This is a genomic window from Senimuribacter intestinalis (assembly GCF_943192965.1).
GTDB classification, from domain to species: domain Bacteria; phylum Bacillota; class Clostridia; order Peptostreptococcales; family Anaerovoracaceae; genus Senimuribacter; species Senimuribacter intestinalis.
In genome coordinates, this window is sequence record NZ_CALPCF010000004.1 from 146,553 (window position 1) to 162,011 (window position 15,459).

A 15,459-nucleotide genomic window follows, 5' to 3' on the forward strand; every position below is an offset into this window, starting at 1 on the left:
ACAAGTGTTGGAGCTATAGAGAGAAAACTTCGTTTGAATGATGTAATATATTCCAGATAAGGAGGAATTTAAAATGCAATGTCCATTTTGTAAAAATACAATGACATCAGGAAAGCTTATGGGACTCCGCAGGCTTGCATGGAGTGAGCAGGGGAAAAGACGATGGGCATTGTACGAAAAAGAAGGGGAAGTAACCCTTGCCACGGGAATAGATGTTGCCAAAATAGAAGCATTTAGATGTAAACAGTGCAGAAAAGTCATCATTGATGTAGATTCTGAAAGATGACAAAGTTATTTACAAAAAACAAGATAAAAAGGTAATAGAGGGCGGGCTAAGTTTGATCTACGCTCTCTATATTTATATAACATAGAAGCAAATGAACCTTTTGGTTATTTCAAGAGATTGGTTTTATTCTAAAGTTATATAAAATGACGGGTAAATATATAAAATATAACTTGACATTTCTATGATGTGTACGTATACTTATAGTGACAATTATCTGAATAATCTATATTTATTAGTTGGAAGTAATAAACTCAAAATAATTCCAGATTATTTTGTTTCGTCCACTTAAGGCAGGAAAGGAGAACCAAAATGAAGAAACTTATTAGTATATTCTTCGCATTGACAGTAATTTGTGGAATGAACATAGCTGCGTTCGGAGAGACGGATATGGAGAAAGTATCAGAAGAAAAGATAATTGCAGAGGTTGATCTTACATACTGTCAAACACTGCCGGAAAGTTTTAAGGTGCAAAGAGAAAATGGGGAAACTGTCCATATAAATATAAATCCTGACGTATTAAACGATGTCGATGGAAAAATGGTAAAAGAAATTATCGAAGGAAATCATCTTGAAGATGGTAGTGCAATCAATATTGATAATATCGGTTATGGGGGACAGCAAGAAGAAATGGAGCAGCTTTCTACAGACTCTGAAGCATGTTCTAATGCAGATAAAGTACAGCAGTCTCGCATCAGCCGCATTTTTTTCTTATGCTTGCGCAATTGCTTTCTGATGATATGGGGTAATAGTTTGTGGATATAATCCTGTGATGATATCTAACAGGTCAGGTATAATGGAAAATATTTATCGAAACTGAAATTGGTGGATTGAATAGGTCTTTAAATAACCGCTCAAAGATGAAATCTTGTTTATGGGTTTGATATGTGAAATCACGACTTTGATGGGACTGATAATCATATGGTTCAATTGTGGGGGTAAAATTGCCGATGAGGATAAGAGCAAAGTTTATGTCAGACAGTTCATCATAACCGTATTGCTGGTATTTTTGATTTATTATTTAAATGAATGGGGCATAATCGGGGATTTAGCCATGAGACTGGAAGGATAAACATGTTTGTGTCAGGTTATATAATTGAGGAAATAACTTGTAAAAGAGAAAAGAAACTGAATTGCCATGGGAAGTAAAGCAATTTAAAAAATGACAGATTCGCGGAGATAAAATCAATAAAAAGTATCAGAAAGGCAGATAGGATGAAGAAGAAAGTTAAATTGGCGTTATGCACACTATTGACAGTCAGTTTGTTTTTTACCTTTGGCTGTAAAAGCTCTTCCACAACCGATGAACAGGCTGCCAGTGAGGAACTGAACGTGGCCCATCGCCTGATAGAAGAAAAGTTTAAAACATCTCCGGATAATTTTGCGATAATGGCATATGAGATTAATTCGGCGGAGGAATTCCGTCTTATTGAGATGAAGGATGACATGTATATGATTCGCGGAGGCTTTCAATGCAGCTATGGCTGGTCGAAGGAAAAGTCAGTTTTAGAGATGGAAGTGGAGGCTGATTATACGCTGAAACAAAGCGCAGAAGGAGATTGGAGTATCGAAAGTATTACGCCGGTCAAAATTGAAAGCGATGCGGAAAAGAAAGGCAAAGGCTGGATTACTTCCATTGATGCAAGCAGCCTAGTTCCTTTTATTTCCATAAAAGAAGCGGAAGACGAGAAGATGCAGATTCCAGATATTGCGCAGAACTTATTAGGGAAGTTGATGGTAGAATTCTCAAATTACGAAAGGGAAAAAGCAACGTTTCTTTTAGCAGCGGCATCCAGTTCAGCGTCAAATCTGGAACAAATTAAAGTGCCGGAAGGGCGAAGCGATGTCAAGGTTTGCTGGAAAATCGAAGAGGGTATTAGCGGGTCGTATTTAGGTTATATCGAAGGCTTGGGTTACATGTCTCCCATGCTGCAGACAGACTTTGGGAGCCAGGATATGACATTAAACCAGAAACCTCTTTATTTGGTAAAGAAGCAGGATGGATATTATTTAGAGACTTCCTTTGTATTTGAGAGGGGTATAAAAGGGGAAATTTATTAAGATATAAAACAATATATTACAAATAAATATAGATATATATATAGTTGACGAGGCATTACAGATAAAGGAGAAATAAAAATATGAAGGTGTTAGTATGAAATATGTAATTATTCCGGTTTCATTTTTATTAGGCTTTTTCGGAATGTGGATAGATGTGGCATTATTCAGAGGAGAAGCAAATTTCTTTGGAATTGTTTGCTTTTTATTACCTTCGGTTTTCTGCTTGGGAATGCTTTATGATAACGGGTTTAATTAAGGGCAAAAATATTTTGTATAAATTTTATGTAGTTCAATGTTGTTATCCATTACACATAAAAACTGTAAATAACTCCCAAATTTTGACCACTTATTGAAAAAAACGACCACTTATTTCTTTTCTGTTGCAATGGAATATGATTTCTCTTAAAATAAGTAATTAACTCATTATAGTATTTTAGCGAAAGGAGAGAGCTATGTTTTTTAGAGATTTGAGGAACACTTACAGGGATTTTCTACTTGTTCTTTTGGGGATTACGCTGCTTATAACCTTGTTGGACGTATTTAACGTAGGGGCAGCAGCAGGTTCTCTTCTAGCGCTTATTTTTTCAGTGCGGTATTTGAATACGATGCTGAATAAATCTGTTTTTTGTGAAGACGGCAGCGTGCTGGACCTGCATGTATCGCTGACGCAGCTGATTTGCAGTAAGACGGCGCTGTTGCTTTGCTATAACACGGTGTTCATATTGGTATTTTTCGTATGCCAGTATCTGAAAAAGGACTACCTGACCCTTAGCTTCAATTTACCGCTTTATGTGGACTTTGACGGCAATCTGCAGGTCGGGGGTTCTCTGTTTTGGGCAGTTCTTTCTAAAATAATTGGCGGGACTGTTATGTGTTTGAGCTTTTTTCCGTTGATGGCGATTTGCTGTAAGAAAATGAAGAACGCAGAAACTGCTTGCAGGGTAGCGTGGTCTATTTTCTGGCTGCTGAATATTTTTATTGAGCCGTTTCTCCTCACCCCGCTGCTGGAAATGGGCATTTGGTCTGTTTTTAAGTTCGTCGGTGCGGAAAGACTGACTAGTCTCCTGCTGGGTGCAGCGTATATTGCAATCGTTGCAGTTGTGCTAAAGAAGCAGAAAAAGTTATAATAACTGTGGCTTTGGAGTCCTCTGAAAAAGTTTTCGGTAGTTGCATTAAGTGCTGAAAATATGCTATAGTAAATAAAAAGGAGTGATTTTATGTATACGGTAGAATTCATAAAAGAAAAAACTATACCTGTTGCCGAGTCTTACGGCATTAAGAGCATGAGTTTATTTGGCTCCTACGCAAGAGGGGAAGCGGACGATGATAGCGATGTAGATTTGCTTATAGATAAAGGGGATTTACAAGGATTAATCCAGTATTTTTCCTTTGTCCATGAGTTGGAGGATTCTTTGAGTTGTCATGTTGATGTAGTAACAACAGGTATTAATGACAAGGAATTTCTAAATAAAATTTCAGGGGAAGAGATTTTATTATATGAAAAGAGATTCAATGGATAATGTTATAATTATCCGTAAAATGCTAAATTATTGTTATGTGCATTATCCAAATTGGAGAACTTGTTTCGCGTTTAAGTGAAGAGTTTTTGGAAAAGCATTCAGAAATCCCTTGGTACGCAATCAAGGCGATGCGTAATCTTCATGCACATGATTTCAACAAACTTTGCCGGTCTTAGCGAACCCTCTCAGCAACAGAACTTCCGAGGGGCAGCACAACTGTAAACTTACTTCCCTGCCCGAAGTCGCTTTCTGCGCTGACGCTGCCGCCGTGGGTTTCAGCAATCCATTTTACCATAGAAAGGCCCAGTCCAAAACTGCCGTCGTCTGCAGTTCTGGCTTTATCGACTTTATAAAACCTGTTGAAAATATTCGGCAGGTCTTCTTTTTTGATTCCGATTCCATTGTCTTCCACTGTAATTACGATGTTGTCGCTGCGGCGCAAGGTCAGCTTTACATAGGAATCCACTTGTTCTCTGCGATATTTGATGCTGTTGGTAATCAGGTTCATAATCATGCGCATGAGTAGCGTCTCATCGGCATAAATAGAAATTTCCGGAGCAATGTCACACTGCAGGGTAGTTCCTTTTTCTTCTGCCATCAGAGAAAGCTCGCTGACAATGCTTTCGCAAAGAATAGAGAGGTCAAAGGTCTCCTGTTCGATAGCGTCTGCGCGATTAATCGTGCGGGAAATCTGCAAAAGCTGCTGAATCAGCGACATGGTGCGCTTACACTGCTTCTGAATCGTTTCGAGGGATTCTTGGTATTCAGCTGCACTGCGATTTTGCTGCAAGGTGTATTCACACTCCGTCAAAATAACGGAAATCGGTGTTTTCAGTTCATGAGAAACGTCGGAAGAAAATTCTTTCTCAGCCAGAAAGGCGTTTTCCAGCCGCTCCATCATGTCGTTTAAAGTCTGTGATAAATCGTAAAGCTCGTCTTTCACCTCGCCCTGCGGAAGCCGTTTGGACAGATCCTGTCCAGTGCCGATGGTGTTTGCGGCGGCGGTAATTTTCGCAACAGGAACAAAGGCTCGATTGGTAATTCTGCGCCCTGCTAAAATAGCTGCAAGAAGCAGCAGCGGAAGTGCAACCAAAGTGACATAAATAATTGTACGCAAAGTTTGCAGGGTGCCGTCCATGGCATAAATGCCTCTGACCCAAATGCCCTGTCCATTTTCGAAAGTATTATATAAATCATAAATTAGCCAGATATCCTCGCCGGAATCAAATTCCTGATAATCACCGTTTTGCAGTGGCATATAGGAAGGAAAATCCCGCGGCGTGGAACCCTTTATTAGAGTGCCGCCTTCACTGTAAATGAGCAGAGTAACGCCTTTGGTGTAAGCGTCAAAATCGTTGTCCACTTGAATGATATTGTCTTTGCATTCGATGTCATCAAAGGAGTTTTGTACAGCGCCCATAAGGGTGTCCTTGGAAACCAGTGTCACCTGCCTGCTAGCGGTGAGAAGAAATACACCTGTCAGGAGCAACGTAATGAGAATCAGGACAAGAGAGTAGTACAGCGTAACCCGTTTTTTGATGGAACTGTTTTTCATCTTTATCATTTATGTCTCGTCCTTTATTACATAGCCAAGACCGCGAACGGTCTGAATCAGTTTCACCTCAAAGTCAGCGTCAATTTTGTTTCGCAAAGTGCGAATGTACACATCGATGATGTTGCTGCTGCCCTCGTAGTCGTAGTTCCAGATGTGGTTCATCATTTTGTCTCTGGAAAGGACAATGCCTTTGTTGTGCATGAGATATTCTAAAATGGCGTATTCTTTTGCAGTGAGGGGAATTTCTTTTCCTTCACGCAGCGCAACCTTTCTGTCTGTATCCAGGGTCAGAGGACCTGCGGAAATCTGACTGTCTACCCTTTCGATTCCGCTTCTGCGTATCATGACACGAATTCTTGCGGAAAGCTCTTCCAGCGAAAAAGGTTTAGTCAGGTAATCGTCTGCGCCACTGTCAAGACCTTTTACTTTATCTTCAATGGTATTTTTTGCAGTGAGCAAAAGCACCGGCGTTTTTACCTTTTGGCTTCGCATGGTTTTTAGTACTGAAATGCCATCAAGTCCGGGCAGCATGATGTCCAAAATGACTGCGTCGTATTCGGTTCCTGCCATATAGTCGAAAGCGTCTTTTCCGTCATGGCAAAAATCCACCGCATAACCCTCTGCCTTCAGGTGTTTGGCGACCGTCTGGCAAAGTCTTTTCTCATCTTCTACAATAAGTAATTTCATAATAGTTTTCTCCAAATCAGTTACACTAGAATTACACTTTTATTATATTTTATCTGTGAAAAAATACAAGTTTTTTTCAAGAATCCATAAAAGAACCAAAAAATCTTGAATTCGTGAAATAAAGGAGATGAGGACATGAAAAGGAAGCTATATAACAAGATTTTAGAGTGGAAAGAAACTGATAAGGGACAGACTGCTTTGCTAATTGATGGTGCACGCCGCGTTGGCAAAAGTTATATTGCAGAGGCATTTGCTAAGGCAGAATACAAAAGCTATATTTTGATTGACTTTAACCACGTCAGCAAAGAGATTAAATATCTTGTCGCAGACAGTCGTTATGATTATATTGAAACAGGCGCCTTGATGACAATTAAGAAAAATGTGCAGGATATTTTAATACCTTCTGAAGAACGCCATATGAAAATGTTTCCTTTTGATTTTGAAGAATTATTATGGGCGTTGGGGAATGAAACGATAATGGATTATATAAGAAATCGTTTTAATGAGAAGAAACCTGTGGGTCAGGCATTTCATCGGAAGGCAATGGATTACTTCAGGCAGTATCTTATTGTTGGTGGAATGCCTCAGGCGGTAGCAGTTTATGTGCAAGGACGCGATTTCGACAGAGTTGATCGAATAAAGCGCGATATATTGGAGCTATATCGTGCTGACATTATGAAGCATGCGGCGGGCTATGAAATGAAAGTTGCACAAATTTTTGACGATATTCCTGCACAGCTGCAAAAACATGATAAGAAATTTAAATTACCCTCCTTAAAAAAAGAAGCTCGCTATCGGGAGTATGAGGATGCTTTGTTCTGGCTAAATGACGCAATGATTGTAAACATATGCTATAATTCCACGGAACCCAATATTGGTCTGCGTCTGAATATGGATCGCCTGCGTCTGAAATGTTATATGGCAGATACAGGGCTTCTAATCAGCCATGCTTTTGATGAAAACGGCATAGTAGGTGAGGAAATTTATAAGAAACTTTTATTTGATAAACTGGAAGTAAACAAAGGCATGATTGTAGAAAACATCGTAGCGCAGATGCTTGCGGCAAGCGGGCATAAGCTTTATTTTTACACAAATTCTTCCAGAGAAGATGCGGCATCTCGTATGAAAATTGATTTTCTGATTGCAAAAAGCAAAATTAGCACAAGACATAATATTTCACCAATAGAGGTGAAATCAGGTAAAAATTATACTTTGGTTTCTTTACAGAAATTCAAGAATAAATATAAAGAATAGCTGCATGTGGCTTATGTATTACATGGAGGAGATTTAAAGGAAGAAAATGGGATTTTATTCTTACCGCTGTATATGACACCGCTTTTATAAATTTTTCCCAAACTCGAAAAAATTTCATTTTCCTTTCATTTTTCGGGTGTATTCTATCCACATAATCGGGAGAATAAACCTAAGGGAAAAATTCTTATGGAGGTATAGTATGGATAAATTTGTGAACAAAAAAACCGGCATTGCAGCAGCAATTGTTGCTGTAGTCGTGATTGCCGCTATCGTTGTATCGACATCTTTTACACAGGCGCTGACCTTAGATGAAGCGAAGGAAATTGCCAAAGGCTACGTGCCGGAAACAGCAACTTTTGTGACCAGCGAGGAGGAACAGAACAAATACGAGGTTATGTTCCGCGATGACAGCAACAGCGAAAGCTTTGAGGTAGAAGTCAGCAAGAACACGAAAAAAGTGAAAAAGGTGGAAAGTCAGCTGGATGACGACATGGGTAGCGAGAAGGTAGAGCTGAAGGAAGCCGATGTGGAAAAGATTATTAAAGAAAAATTTGCCGGCGTTACCAGCGTCAGTGTAACCTTAAAGAAAGACAATGGACTGTATGAATATCAGGCGGATTTTAAGTCTAATGACTTTTATGGTGATGCTGAAGTGCATCCGGTGACGGGCGTTATTTTGGAAAGTACTGTAAAATACGGCACAGCAGTGACCATTCCTACTGATGACAAAGACGATAGTCAGAGCGGAGAGTTCCTTTCCTACGGCGAAGTTGAAAAGGCTGTGTTGCAAGCTGCTGGCGGTGGTTTTATCAAGGATATTGACCTAGACAAAAAGAACGGAACCTATTATTACGAGGTTGAGCTGGTAAAGGACGGTATCGAATACGACTATATCGTGGACGCTAAGACCGGAAAAGTTACCTTAGAGAATGAGCATGACGCTTACCTTAACTACGATGACAAAGATGATTGGAGTGATGATACGAATAACGGAAGCACCAATAACGGAAATGGTGGAAACAATAATCAAAACTCCAGCAATGGAAATTCTCAGGGAAGCAGTACTTCCGGCGGAAATGAAAGTGGAAAAATTTCTTTCGAAAAAGCGAAAGCTATCGTTCTTGCAAAGATTCCGGGTGCAACCATCACAGAACTGAAGCTGGAAAGGGACGATGGAATCTATATCTATGAAGGCGAAGCAGTTTTGGGTAATTATGAGTATGAATTTGAAATTAACGCTTCCTCAGGGGTGATTATTGACTGGGATAAGGAACGCATTGATGATGATGACGATTGGGATGATGATTGGGATGACGATGATGACTGGGACGATGACGACTGGGATGACTAAAACAGAATAAAGATGAGTAAGTGTGGTCTGCCAAAGAAATTATATGGCAGACCGTATTTTTTTCTTTTTCTTGACAAAATCTTGACTTTTCTTTGGTAAAATTAAAGAAAAGAGTAGGAAAGGAAGAGAGCAATGACAGCCATGACACGAAAGCTTTTAGTGGTAGATGATGAAAGAAGCCTGACAGAGCTTCTTGCGAATCATTTTCGGGAAAAGGGATATCTGGTTTACACGGCGCTAAACGGGGACGAGGCGCTTGCACAGCTTTCTGTAAAACCGGATTTAATTCTACTTGATATTAACATGCCAGGCATCGACGGACTGGAGTTCTGTAAACAGGTCAGAGGTCTGGTATGTTGTCCGATTTTGTTTCTGACCGCACGAATTACAGAGCAGGACAAGGTCAATGGGCTTTCTATTGGTGGGGATGATTATATTACAAAGCCATTTAGTTTGGCAGAACTAACGGCACGGGTGGAGGCACATTTGCGCAGGGATGCCAGAGGAACAAAGAAAATTTCTCTTTTGACGTCACAAAACCTGATGGTAGACTTGACAGGGCAGAAAGCAACCTATATGGGGAAAGAAATTCCTCTTTCTAAAAGGGAATTCTTAATTATAGGATTTTTGCTTGAAAATGCTGGACAAATTTTTGACAGGGAAAGAATTTATGAGGAAGTATGGGGATTTGCAGCAGAGGGTGACAGCGCAGTGGTAAAGGAACACATTCGCAAAATCAGGGCTAAGCTTGTGAAAGCGACAGGGAAAGAGTATATAGAAACCATTTGGGGAATGGGTTACAGGTGGAATAAATGAGGAAAGAAAAATCTTTGAAGCATACCTTTATCAGTACCATGCTGATAGCAGTTGCAGTTATTGCCAGTCTGTCCGTTGTAACAATATGGGGTTGTGGTAGGCTGCAGAAGGCCATTTTGCCGGACGCTAATGCAGCCTATCTTCATATATTGACTGTCGATGAAAGCGGGAATCAGAAAGAACAGAAACTACGGTTGGAATTTGGTGAAAAAGTGAAAGCGCCAACCTTAGAGGAACAGCTTGACGCGATTTTGGTTCAAATCGGAAGAGAAGTGACTACTTATTCCATCGAGAAAATTGAACGAAGTTATGACTCTTTGTCACCGAAAAGGAAAGTAGCGTATTCTGGGCTCTCCACCTGCAAGGTATTGTTGCCCGCGCTGTATTCTATTGCCGGAACGCTGATTTCCGCCCTTTGGTTTTATCGGAAGAAGCTAGATCCGCCTATTAAGATTTTGACAGAAGCGACAGAAAATATCGCAGAGGAGAATTTGGATTTTGAGGTGTACTATGAAAGCCGAGATGAGATGGGCAGGCTCTGTGATTCCTTTGAAGCCATGCGGAAAGCTATGTATGAAAACAACAGGGTTTTGTGGCACATGCTGGAGGAACGGAGAGTGCTGCAGGCGTCTCTTGCCCACGATTTGCGAAACCCGATTGCAATTATCGAAGGGTATACGGAATATTTGCAGGAGAAAGCCCAGACCGGCAGTCTATCTTCTGAGAAGCTTGGACATACGCTTGCGAATCTTTCCGCCGCCGCAAAGAGGCTCAGCCGCTATACCGAATCAATCTGTGATATTCAGCGTCTTGAGGATTTGGAAATACAAAAAAGACCCTGTAGACTTCCGGATTTACTTTCTGACATGACGGAGGATTTTGCCAATATGGTGGAGCAAAAATGGCTTTCTGTAGAAACTGAGATTTCCATAGAACCATGCTCTATCATGGTGGATAGCCAGATTCTTTACCGTATTTTAGAAAACATTGTTACCAACGCATTGCGATTCGCGAAAGAAAAAATCTGGATTCATGCGGCGTTTTACGATGAAATGCTGCGGATTTCTGTCTCTGACGATGGGCCTGGGTTCTCACCGGAGGTGTTGAAAGTGAAAAATCGATATAATCTGGCGGTAAATCAGGAGGGCGCTCACATGGGAATGGGACTGATTATTTGCCGAATTCTCTGCGAAAAGCACGGCGGCGCGCTGAAGATTTCTAATCGTCCGGAAGGCGGGGGACAGGTTGAAATAACAATTCTCGCGAAAAAAGAATAAAAAGAAGGAAAACCTTGACGGAATTTTGACTTTTTCTTATTAAAATCTCCTCAGAAGATGAAAATATGAGGAGGTTTTTTTATGAGGAAAAAACTGTTTTTGACATTGCTTTGCGCAGTACTTGCAGCAGGTACGGTGGGAACGCTGACAGGCTGTAAAAGCGGCGGAGGAACTGGAGGCGTAGGAGAAAAGGGAAATGCCGACAGCGAAATCAGGGGAGAATTATCTCTTTTAACGTCAGAATCTATTTACAATGACTGCGAGGCAGACCACGGCTATTACTACATCAATGGAGAAGGCACCAACCTGATGTACATCGACTATGAGAGCAAGCAGGAGGTATACCTTTGCAACAGTCCCGGCTGCAAGCACGATACGCAGGAATGTACTTCCTATATCGGCGGAGACAATGTGGGAATGGAAAACTCGCTGTTTTATTATAAGGATTATTTGTATTTATTTACCCATTCTTATGATAATGATGGAGTGACGTCGACTACAATCAGCTATGATGACAGCGCTATCGCTGACGGATCTCCAATTGACAATTCACTGGCGTGCGAACCGGCAGTCCTTTACAGAATGAAACCTGATGGCACGCAGCGGGAAAAAGTTTATACCTTTGAGGAGGGGTTGACGATAGAGAAGACGATTCTCAATGATGACAACGGACTGTATTTTATCGCAAAGGAATTAAAAAGCGAGAAAAAGGACGCAAACACTACTTCCGTATCCTCAGAGGGTAGACGACTGCTCAGAGTGGATATAGATAGCTGGAAAGAAGAGAAGATTTGCGATATGGAGCAAGATAGTGGAATCGTTGGCTGTTACGAAAATCAGCTGCTACTCAGTTACATGCAGTATGATCACGAATTGACGGAAGAAGAAAAGGATGATGACGATAAGATGCGAGAGGCCCTTTTGGCATCAGAATCGGTGTATATGCTCTTTGATGTTGAGAGCGGTGAGAAAAAAGAGATTTATAGGCACAAGAACGATAAACTGGGAAATTTGTTCAGCAAAGGGCAGTACCTCTATATAGCCAATGAAGGGGAGGATATCATCTGGAAAATGGATATCGAAACTGGGAAGAAAGAGGAGTTTTGCAAGACGCCTTACAACAATCTCAACGATATTTATGATGACGTGCTGATTTGCTGGCCGTGGGGAAGCGATGACAATGGAGTCCTGACCGATCCAATTAACTATTTTATCCATTTGGACGACGGGTCTTTAGAAAAGTCCGGGCTAAAAAATCACTATGGAAATTACGGATTGGAAATCAGGGCTGAAACGCCGACTCAATTCCTGGTCGTCTATGATTACGACGCGGAAATCGATCCAATCTATCCGGATCAGGATAACATTCACGCCAATAAATTCGCTTTAATTGATAAGGAAGACCTTTACAGCGGTAAAGAAAAATATGAGAAAATCAAGATGACCAGTAATGGCATGTAATAGGAGGGGAATATGTTAGAGATATGCGAGGTAACTAAAAAATATGGGAAAAAATATGCGCTGCAGGGTGTAAGCCTGCAGCTTTCCGAAGGAGTTTACGGACTGCTTGGCCCCAACGGAGCGGGAAAATCCACGCTGATGAATATCATTACAGGAAACCTGACACCTGATACGGGGCAGGTGCTGTGGAACGGAAAAACGCTGAAAGCTTTGGGCGTGGATTACCGGCGGATTTTGGGGTACGCACCCCAGCAGCAGGGGCTTTATGAGGGCTTCACAGGCCGCAGATTTCTCAGCTATCTGGGCGTGCTGAAAGAGATTCCGAAGAAGGGGCTTTCCGCGGAAATTGAAAGCGTGGCGGCTTCTGTAAATTTGACAAATAAGCTGGATTATCCTATCGGGACCTATTCCGGCGGTATGAAACAGCGACTGCTGATTGCTCAGGCGATGATGGGAAATCCTGCGATGCTGATTCTTGATGAACCGACAGCGGGGCTTGATCCCAAAGAGAGGGTGCGGATTAGGGAAAAAATTCAGGAACTTTCCAAGGGGAAAATTATCCTCATTGCGACCCATGTAGTGTCCGACGTGCAGTCTATTGCCAGGGAAATTGTTTTCCTAAAGTCCGGCGAAATTGCCGACGCGGACAGTGTGGACGCTCTAAAAGCCCGCTATGGCGCAGAGAACTTGGAGGATATATATATGGAGATTTTCGGAGAGGAGGCAGCAGATCATGGTGAAGCTGATACCCTTTGAGATCCGCAAATTCTGGGGAAAGAAAAATTTCTGCTTGGTCATGCTGTTGATTTTCTTTGTCAATCTGTTTTTTCTGTGGTTTTTAAGTCAACCGGGGGATTTTTCGCCGGGGCTTTCCGACTATAAAAAGCTGAATCAGGATTTGTCGGGGGTCAATGCTGGGCAGCGGTGCGAGTGGCTGGCTCAGCGCCATGAAGAAATTGAGAACTATAGCGTGGTGGCAGAAATGCTCAACTTGCGTTCCCGCAGCGATGACTTCGCGAAACGGATGGAAACAGCGCTGACAGAGGAGCATCCGGGAGTTTTTGAAAAGTACCACGAGAAGTATCTTTCCGGAACGTATCTGCGTTATACGAATTCTTTGGAAAAAGAATCGGCAATGCTTAAAGGTGTATATGGGGATTTTCAGAAAGTAGAGAACTATGGGGATTTCCTGAAAGAAATCGCGAAGAAGAAGGAAAATTTGTCTGGAATTTCAATTTTTGCGGCGGATACGACCTCTTTTGCGGCGAGAAATATGGAAAAGGAGTCGGAAGACTATGAGACGATGAAAAAAATTACGCCTGTAGCGCAGCTGGCGACGCCGGTTTCCTTTGCCTTGGAATTTCCCGTATCGGATTTGCTGTTATATCTGGCGGTCCTTTTCTTTGGCGGCGCGCTGATTTACGAGGAGCGGGAGAAAAAGCTGTTTCTTGTTACTTTTTCCTCGGCACGAGGAAGGTTTTCCACAATTGGAGCAAAGACGGGCGCGCTGGCGCTACACTGTTTAATGGTTACTTTTTGCTTATACGGAAGTGATTTTGCCTGGAGTTTTGCCTCAGCAGGTTTTGTTGACCTGTCCGCACCCCTCCAGTCACTGGCGCCGTATATGGAAAGTACCTTAAAGTTATCCATAGGGGGATTTTTAGTTTTTAATTTATTGCTGAAGGCATTGGTGCTTTTTACCTTTGGCACATTGCTTTTGGTTGCGGCGATTGCGTTCAGACAGAATTTTATGTCGCTGCTTTCCGGAGGACTGTGCCTTGGAATCAGTGGATTTTTGTACAGTGTAATTCCCGCAAACAGTTGGAACAACTGGCTTAAATTCCTAAATTTCTATGGAACGATGAAAACAGACAGACTCCTCGGCGGATATCTGAATCTGAATTTCTTTGGGACTCCCGTATCGCGGCTTGCGGCAACGCTTTTATTTCTGTGCGTGGTATGCGCGGGTGGCGTCTTTAGCAGTATAGTCTTGTTTCTAAGGGGAAAAAATCTTTCCGCGGCACAGAGGAAAAGTCGGGCAGCAAAATTGTATGGGGAAATCAGACGGCAGTTTGGGAAAAAGATGCGCAGCTTGCAGGAAGAAAAAGGATTGGATGCGTATGGCGGATTGTTTCGCCATGAGAGCTGGAAAATTTTTATCATGCATCGAAGCATCGTGATTTTGCTGCTGTTTACCGTGTTTATCGGCTATCAGCATATTTCCAGGCCTTATGAAATCAGCGGCGCGGAAAGCTACTATCAGGATATGATGATGGAGCTTTCTGGGGATTTGACAGATGAAAAAGAGGCGATGATTGAAAGGGAACAGGCGCGTTATGAGAAAGCTTTCGCGGAAATTGAGCGGATTGAGGGCTTGATCGCGGAAGGGGAAATTGATCAGCAGACGGGCAGTGCTATGCTGGAACCCTATCACAGGGAAACGGCGTTTTATCCGGCGTTTCAGAAAATCCTGGCGCAGTGTGAGTGGATTCGCCAGACAGGAGACGGACAGTTCGTCTATGATACGGGCTATTTGCTTTTACTTGGATTTTCGGAAGGAGGAGCGGCGGACGCGCTGACTGATTACATTCTTTTGGCACTGTGTATGATTTTGGCGTTCAGCTGCACTTTCGCCATGGAGGATCAGGTCGGTGCCTGGAATGTGTTGTCTGCGACAGCTTGCGGGAAAAGGCGAATCCAGGGCGCAAAAATAAAAGTGACGATGCTGACAGGACTTCTGATAACAGTAGTGATTTTTGGATGCAATATTCTGCAGGTGGCAATGCATTGTCCGATGGAGCATCTTGGTGCTTCAACGATGAATTTAATGCCTTATCGCAGTGCGGAACTTGATATGCCGCTGATTATGTGGATTGGTATCGTTCTGCTGATGCGGATTTTGGTGGTGATGGCACTTATTATGTTGGTTTTACTGATTTCAGCGAAATTGAAAAATCAGCTGATAACCATGTGCCTTGCAGGACTGCTTCTGGTTATTCCACCGCTGCTATACGCGATGGGATTGGATTTTGCCAAATCATGGAGTCTGCTGCCTGTATATCAATTCGGAACGCTGGTAGCGTAAAGCAAAGGATAACTATGTGGAATATGTGGATAAGTTTGTCAAAATGGGACAATTATAAGGGGAAAATTGTGATAAAAGTTATGCACATGTATGGACAAGCATGTGGATA

Annotated in this window: 17 protein-coding genes; 15 read left to right on the plus strand and 2 right to left on the minus strand. The window is 42.0% G+C overall.

The features are described 5' to 3' along the window. Window positions 1–73: 73 nt before the first annotated feature. The 8 genes from NFR88_RS05510 to NFR88_RS15165 all read left to right on the plus strand — a co-directional run bounded on the left by NFR88_RS05510 (window position 74) and on the right by NFR88_RS15165 (window position 4,040). Entirely contained in the window at window positions 74–286 is a 213-nt protein-coding gene (locus tag NFR88_RS05510) for a PF20097 family protein (protein WP_160201027.1), read from the plus strand. Between the two features lie 309 nt (window positions 287–595). After that, window positions 596–1,048 (plus strand): hypothetical protein, encoded by a 453-nt coding sequence (locus tag NFR88_RS05515; RefSeq protein ID WP_251614073.1) that lies wholly within the window; start codon window positions 596–598, stop codon window positions 1,046–1,048. A 109-nt stretch (window positions 1,049–1,157) separates the two neighbouring features. Continuing rightward, on the plus strand, window positions 1,158–1,355 hold the full coding sequence (locus NFR88_RS05520; protein WP_251614075.1) for a hypothetical protein: 198 nt from the start codon (window positions 1,158–1,160) through the stop codon (window positions 1,353–1,355). A gap of 143 nt (window positions 1,356–1,498) precedes the next feature. Beyond that, window positions 1,499–2,344, plus strand: coding sequence for a hypothetical protein (locus NFR88_RS05525; protein WP_251614077.1), 846 nt, complete (start codon window positions 1,499–1,501; stop codon window positions 2,342–2,344). Window positions 2,345–2,438: 94 nt separating this feature from the next. Beyond that, window positions 2,439–2,600: a hypothetical protein gene (locus tag NFR88_RS05530; RefSeq protein WP_251614080.1), complete on the plus strand. Its 162-nt coding sequence runs from the start codon at window positions 2,439–2,441 to the stop codon at window positions 2,598–2,600. Between the two features lie 196 nt (window positions 2,601–2,796). Continuing rightward, on the plus strand, window positions 2,797–3,471 hold the full coding sequence (locus NFR88_RS05535; RefSeq protein ID WP_251614083.1) for a hypothetical protein: 675 nt from the start codon (window positions 2,797–2,799) through the stop codon (window positions 3,469–3,471). A gap of 90 nt (window positions 3,472–3,561) precedes the next feature. Then, window positions 3,562–3,864 (plus strand): nucleotidyltransferase family protein, encoded by a 303-nt coding sequence (locus tag NFR88_RS05540; RefSeq protein WP_251614085.1) that lies wholly within the window; start codon window positions 3,562–3,564, stop codon window positions 3,862–3,864. A 35-nt stretch (window positions 3,865–3,899) separates the two neighbouring features. Continuing rightward, complete coding sequence (locus NFR88_RS15165) at window positions 3,900–4,040, plus strand: HepT-like ribonuclease domain-containing protein (protein WP_371874440.1); 141 nt, start codon at window positions 3,900–3,902, stop codon at window positions 4,038–4,040. On the opposite strand, the gene NFR88_RS05545 is transcribed toward NFR88_RS15165, so the two are convergent. Both NFR88_RS05545 and NFR88_RS05550 read right to left on the minus strand, forming a co-directional pair. Beyond that, window positions 4,037–5,428, minus strand: a complete 1,392-nt coding sequence (locus NFR88_RS05545; protein WP_251614087.1) for a HAMP domain-containing sensor histidine kinase — start codon at window positions 5,426–5,428, stop codon at window positions 4,037–4,039. The two genes, NFR88_RS15165 and NFR88_RS05545, sit on opposite strands and share 4 nt — an antisense overlap. Continuing rightward, a complete protein-coding gene (locus NFR88_RS05550) occupies window positions 5,429–6,106 on the minus strand; it encodes a response regulator transcription factor (RefSeq protein WP_160201036.1) in 678 nt (225 codons plus the stop codon). Between the two features lie 135 nt (window positions 6,107–6,241). Between NFR88_RS05550 and NFR88_RS05555 the strand changes: the two genes are divergently transcribed. The 7 genes from NFR88_RS05555 (at window position 6,242) to NFR88_RS05585 (ending at window position 15,350) form a co-directional block, all read left to right on the plus strand. Further along, a complete protein-coding gene (locus NFR88_RS05555) occupies window positions 6,242–7,360 on the plus strand; it encodes an ATP-binding protein (RefSeq protein WP_251614090.1) in 1,119 nt (372 codons plus the stop codon). Window positions 7,361–7,559: 199 nt separating this feature from the next. Beyond that, complete coding sequence (locus tag NFR88_RS05560; protein WP_251614093.1) at window positions 7,560–8,711, plus strand: PepSY domain-containing protein; 1,152 nt, start codon at window positions 7,560–7,562, stop codon at window positions 8,709–8,711. A gap of 132 nt (window positions 8,712–8,843) precedes the next feature. Then, complete coding sequence (locus tag NFR88_RS05565) at window positions 8,844–9,527, plus strand: response regulator transcription factor (RefSeq protein ID WP_330588324.1); 684 nt, start codon at window positions 8,844–8,846, stop codon at window positions 9,525–9,527. Next, complete coding sequence (locus NFR88_RS05570; protein WP_160201039.1) at window positions 9,524–10,804, plus strand: HAMP domain-containing sensor histidine kinase; 1,281 nt, start codon at window positions 9,524–9,526, stop codon at window positions 10,802–10,804. The genes NFR88_RS05565 and NFR88_RS05570 overlap by 4 nt, the downstream gene beginning before the upstream one ends. Window positions 10,805–10,885: 81 nt before the next feature. After that, window positions 10,886–12,265: a hypothetical protein gene (locus NFR88_RS05575; protein WP_161908814.1), complete on the plus strand. Its 1,380-nt coding sequence runs from the start codon at window positions 10,886–10,888 to the stop codon at window positions 12,263–12,265. A 12-nt stretch (window positions 12,266–12,277) separates the two neighbouring features. Further along, complete coding sequence (locus NFR88_RS05580) at window positions 12,278–13,021, plus strand: ABC transporter ATP-binding protein (RefSeq protein WP_251614096.1); 744 nt, start codon at window positions 12,278–12,280, stop codon at window positions 13,019–13,021. Further along, window positions 12,999–15,350: a hypothetical protein gene (locus NFR88_RS05585; protein ID WP_251614099.1), complete on the plus strand. Its 2,352-nt coding sequence runs from the start codon at window positions 12,999–13,001 to the stop codon at window positions 15,348–15,350. The genes NFR88_RS05580 and NFR88_RS05585 overlap by 23 nt, the downstream gene beginning before the upstream one ends. The last annotated feature ends 109 nt before the right edge of the window (window positions 15,351–15,459 follow it).

What these genes read in the sequence shown, in the direction of transcription:
- NFR88_RS05510 (WP_160201027.1), top strand. Translation starts at nt 74, where the DNA reads ATGCAATGTCCATTTTGTAAAAATACAATGACATCAGGAAAGCTTATG.
- NFR88_RS05515 (WP_251614073.1), top strand. Translation starts at nt 596, where the DNA reads ATGAAGAAACTTATTAGTATATTCTTCGCATTGACAGTAATTTGTGGA.
- NFR88_RS05520 (WP_251614075.1), top strand. Translation starts at nt 1,158, where the DNA reads ATGGGTTTGATATGTGAAATCACGACTTTGATGGGACTGATAATCATA.
- NFR88_RS05525 (WP_251614077.1), top strand. Translation starts at nt 1,499, where the DNA reads ATGAAGAAGAAAGTTAAATTGGCGTTATGCACACTATTGACAGTCAGT.
- NFR88_RS05530 (WP_251614080.1), top strand. Translation starts at nt 2,439, where the DNA reads ATGAAATATGTAATTATTCCGGTTTCATTTTTATTAGGCTTTTTCGGA.
- NFR88_RS05535 (WP_251614083.1), top strand. Translation starts at nt 2,797, where the DNA reads ATGTTTTTTAGAGATTTGAGGAACACTTACAGGGATTTTCTACTTGTT.
- NFR88_RS05540 (WP_251614085.1), top strand. Translation starts at nt 3,562, where the DNA reads ATGTATACGGTAGAATTCATAAAAGAAAAAACTATACCTGTTGCCGAG.
- NFR88_RS15165 (WP_371874440.1), top strand. Translation starts at nt 3,900, where the DNA reads ATGTGCATTATCCAAATTGGAGAACTTGTTTCGCGTTTAAGTGAAGAG.
- NFR88_RS05545 (WP_251614087.1), bottom strand. Translation starts at nt 5,428, where the DNA reads ATGATAAAGATGAAAAACAGTTCCATCAAAAAACGGGTTACGCTGTAC.
- NFR88_RS05550 (WP_160201036.1), bottom strand. Translation starts at nt 6,106, where the DNA reads ATGAAATTACTTATTGTAGAAGATGAGAAAAGACTTTGCCAGACGGTC.
- NFR88_RS05555 (WP_251614090.1), top strand. Translation starts at nt 6,242, where the DNA reads ATGAAAAGGAAGCTATATAACAAGATTTTAGAGTGGAAAGAAACTGAT.
- NFR88_RS05560 (WP_251614093.1), top strand. Translation starts at nt 7,560, where the DNA reads ATGGATAAATTTGTGAACAAAAAAACCGGCATTGCAGCAGCAATTGTT.
- NFR88_RS05565 (WP_330588324.1), top strand. Translation starts at nt 8,844, where the DNA reads ATGACAGCCATGACACGAAAGCTTTTAGTGGTAGATGATGAAAGAAGC.
- NFR88_RS05570 (WP_160201039.1), top strand. Translation starts at nt 9,524, where the DNA reads ATGAGGAAAGAAAAATCTTTGAAGCATACCTTTATCAGTACCATGCTG.
- NFR88_RS05575 (WP_161908814.1), top strand. Translation starts at nt 10,886, where the DNA reads ATGAGGAAAAAACTGTTTTTGACATTGCTTTGCGCAGTACTTGCAGCA.
- NFR88_RS05580 (WP_251614096.1), top strand. Translation starts at nt 12,278, where the DNA reads ATGTTAGAGATATGCGAGGTAACTAAAAAATATGGGAAAAAATATGCG.
- NFR88_RS05585 (WP_251614099.1), top strand. Translation starts at nt 12,999, where the DNA reads ATGGTGAAGCTGATACCCTTTGAGATCCGCAAATTCTGGGGAAAGAAA.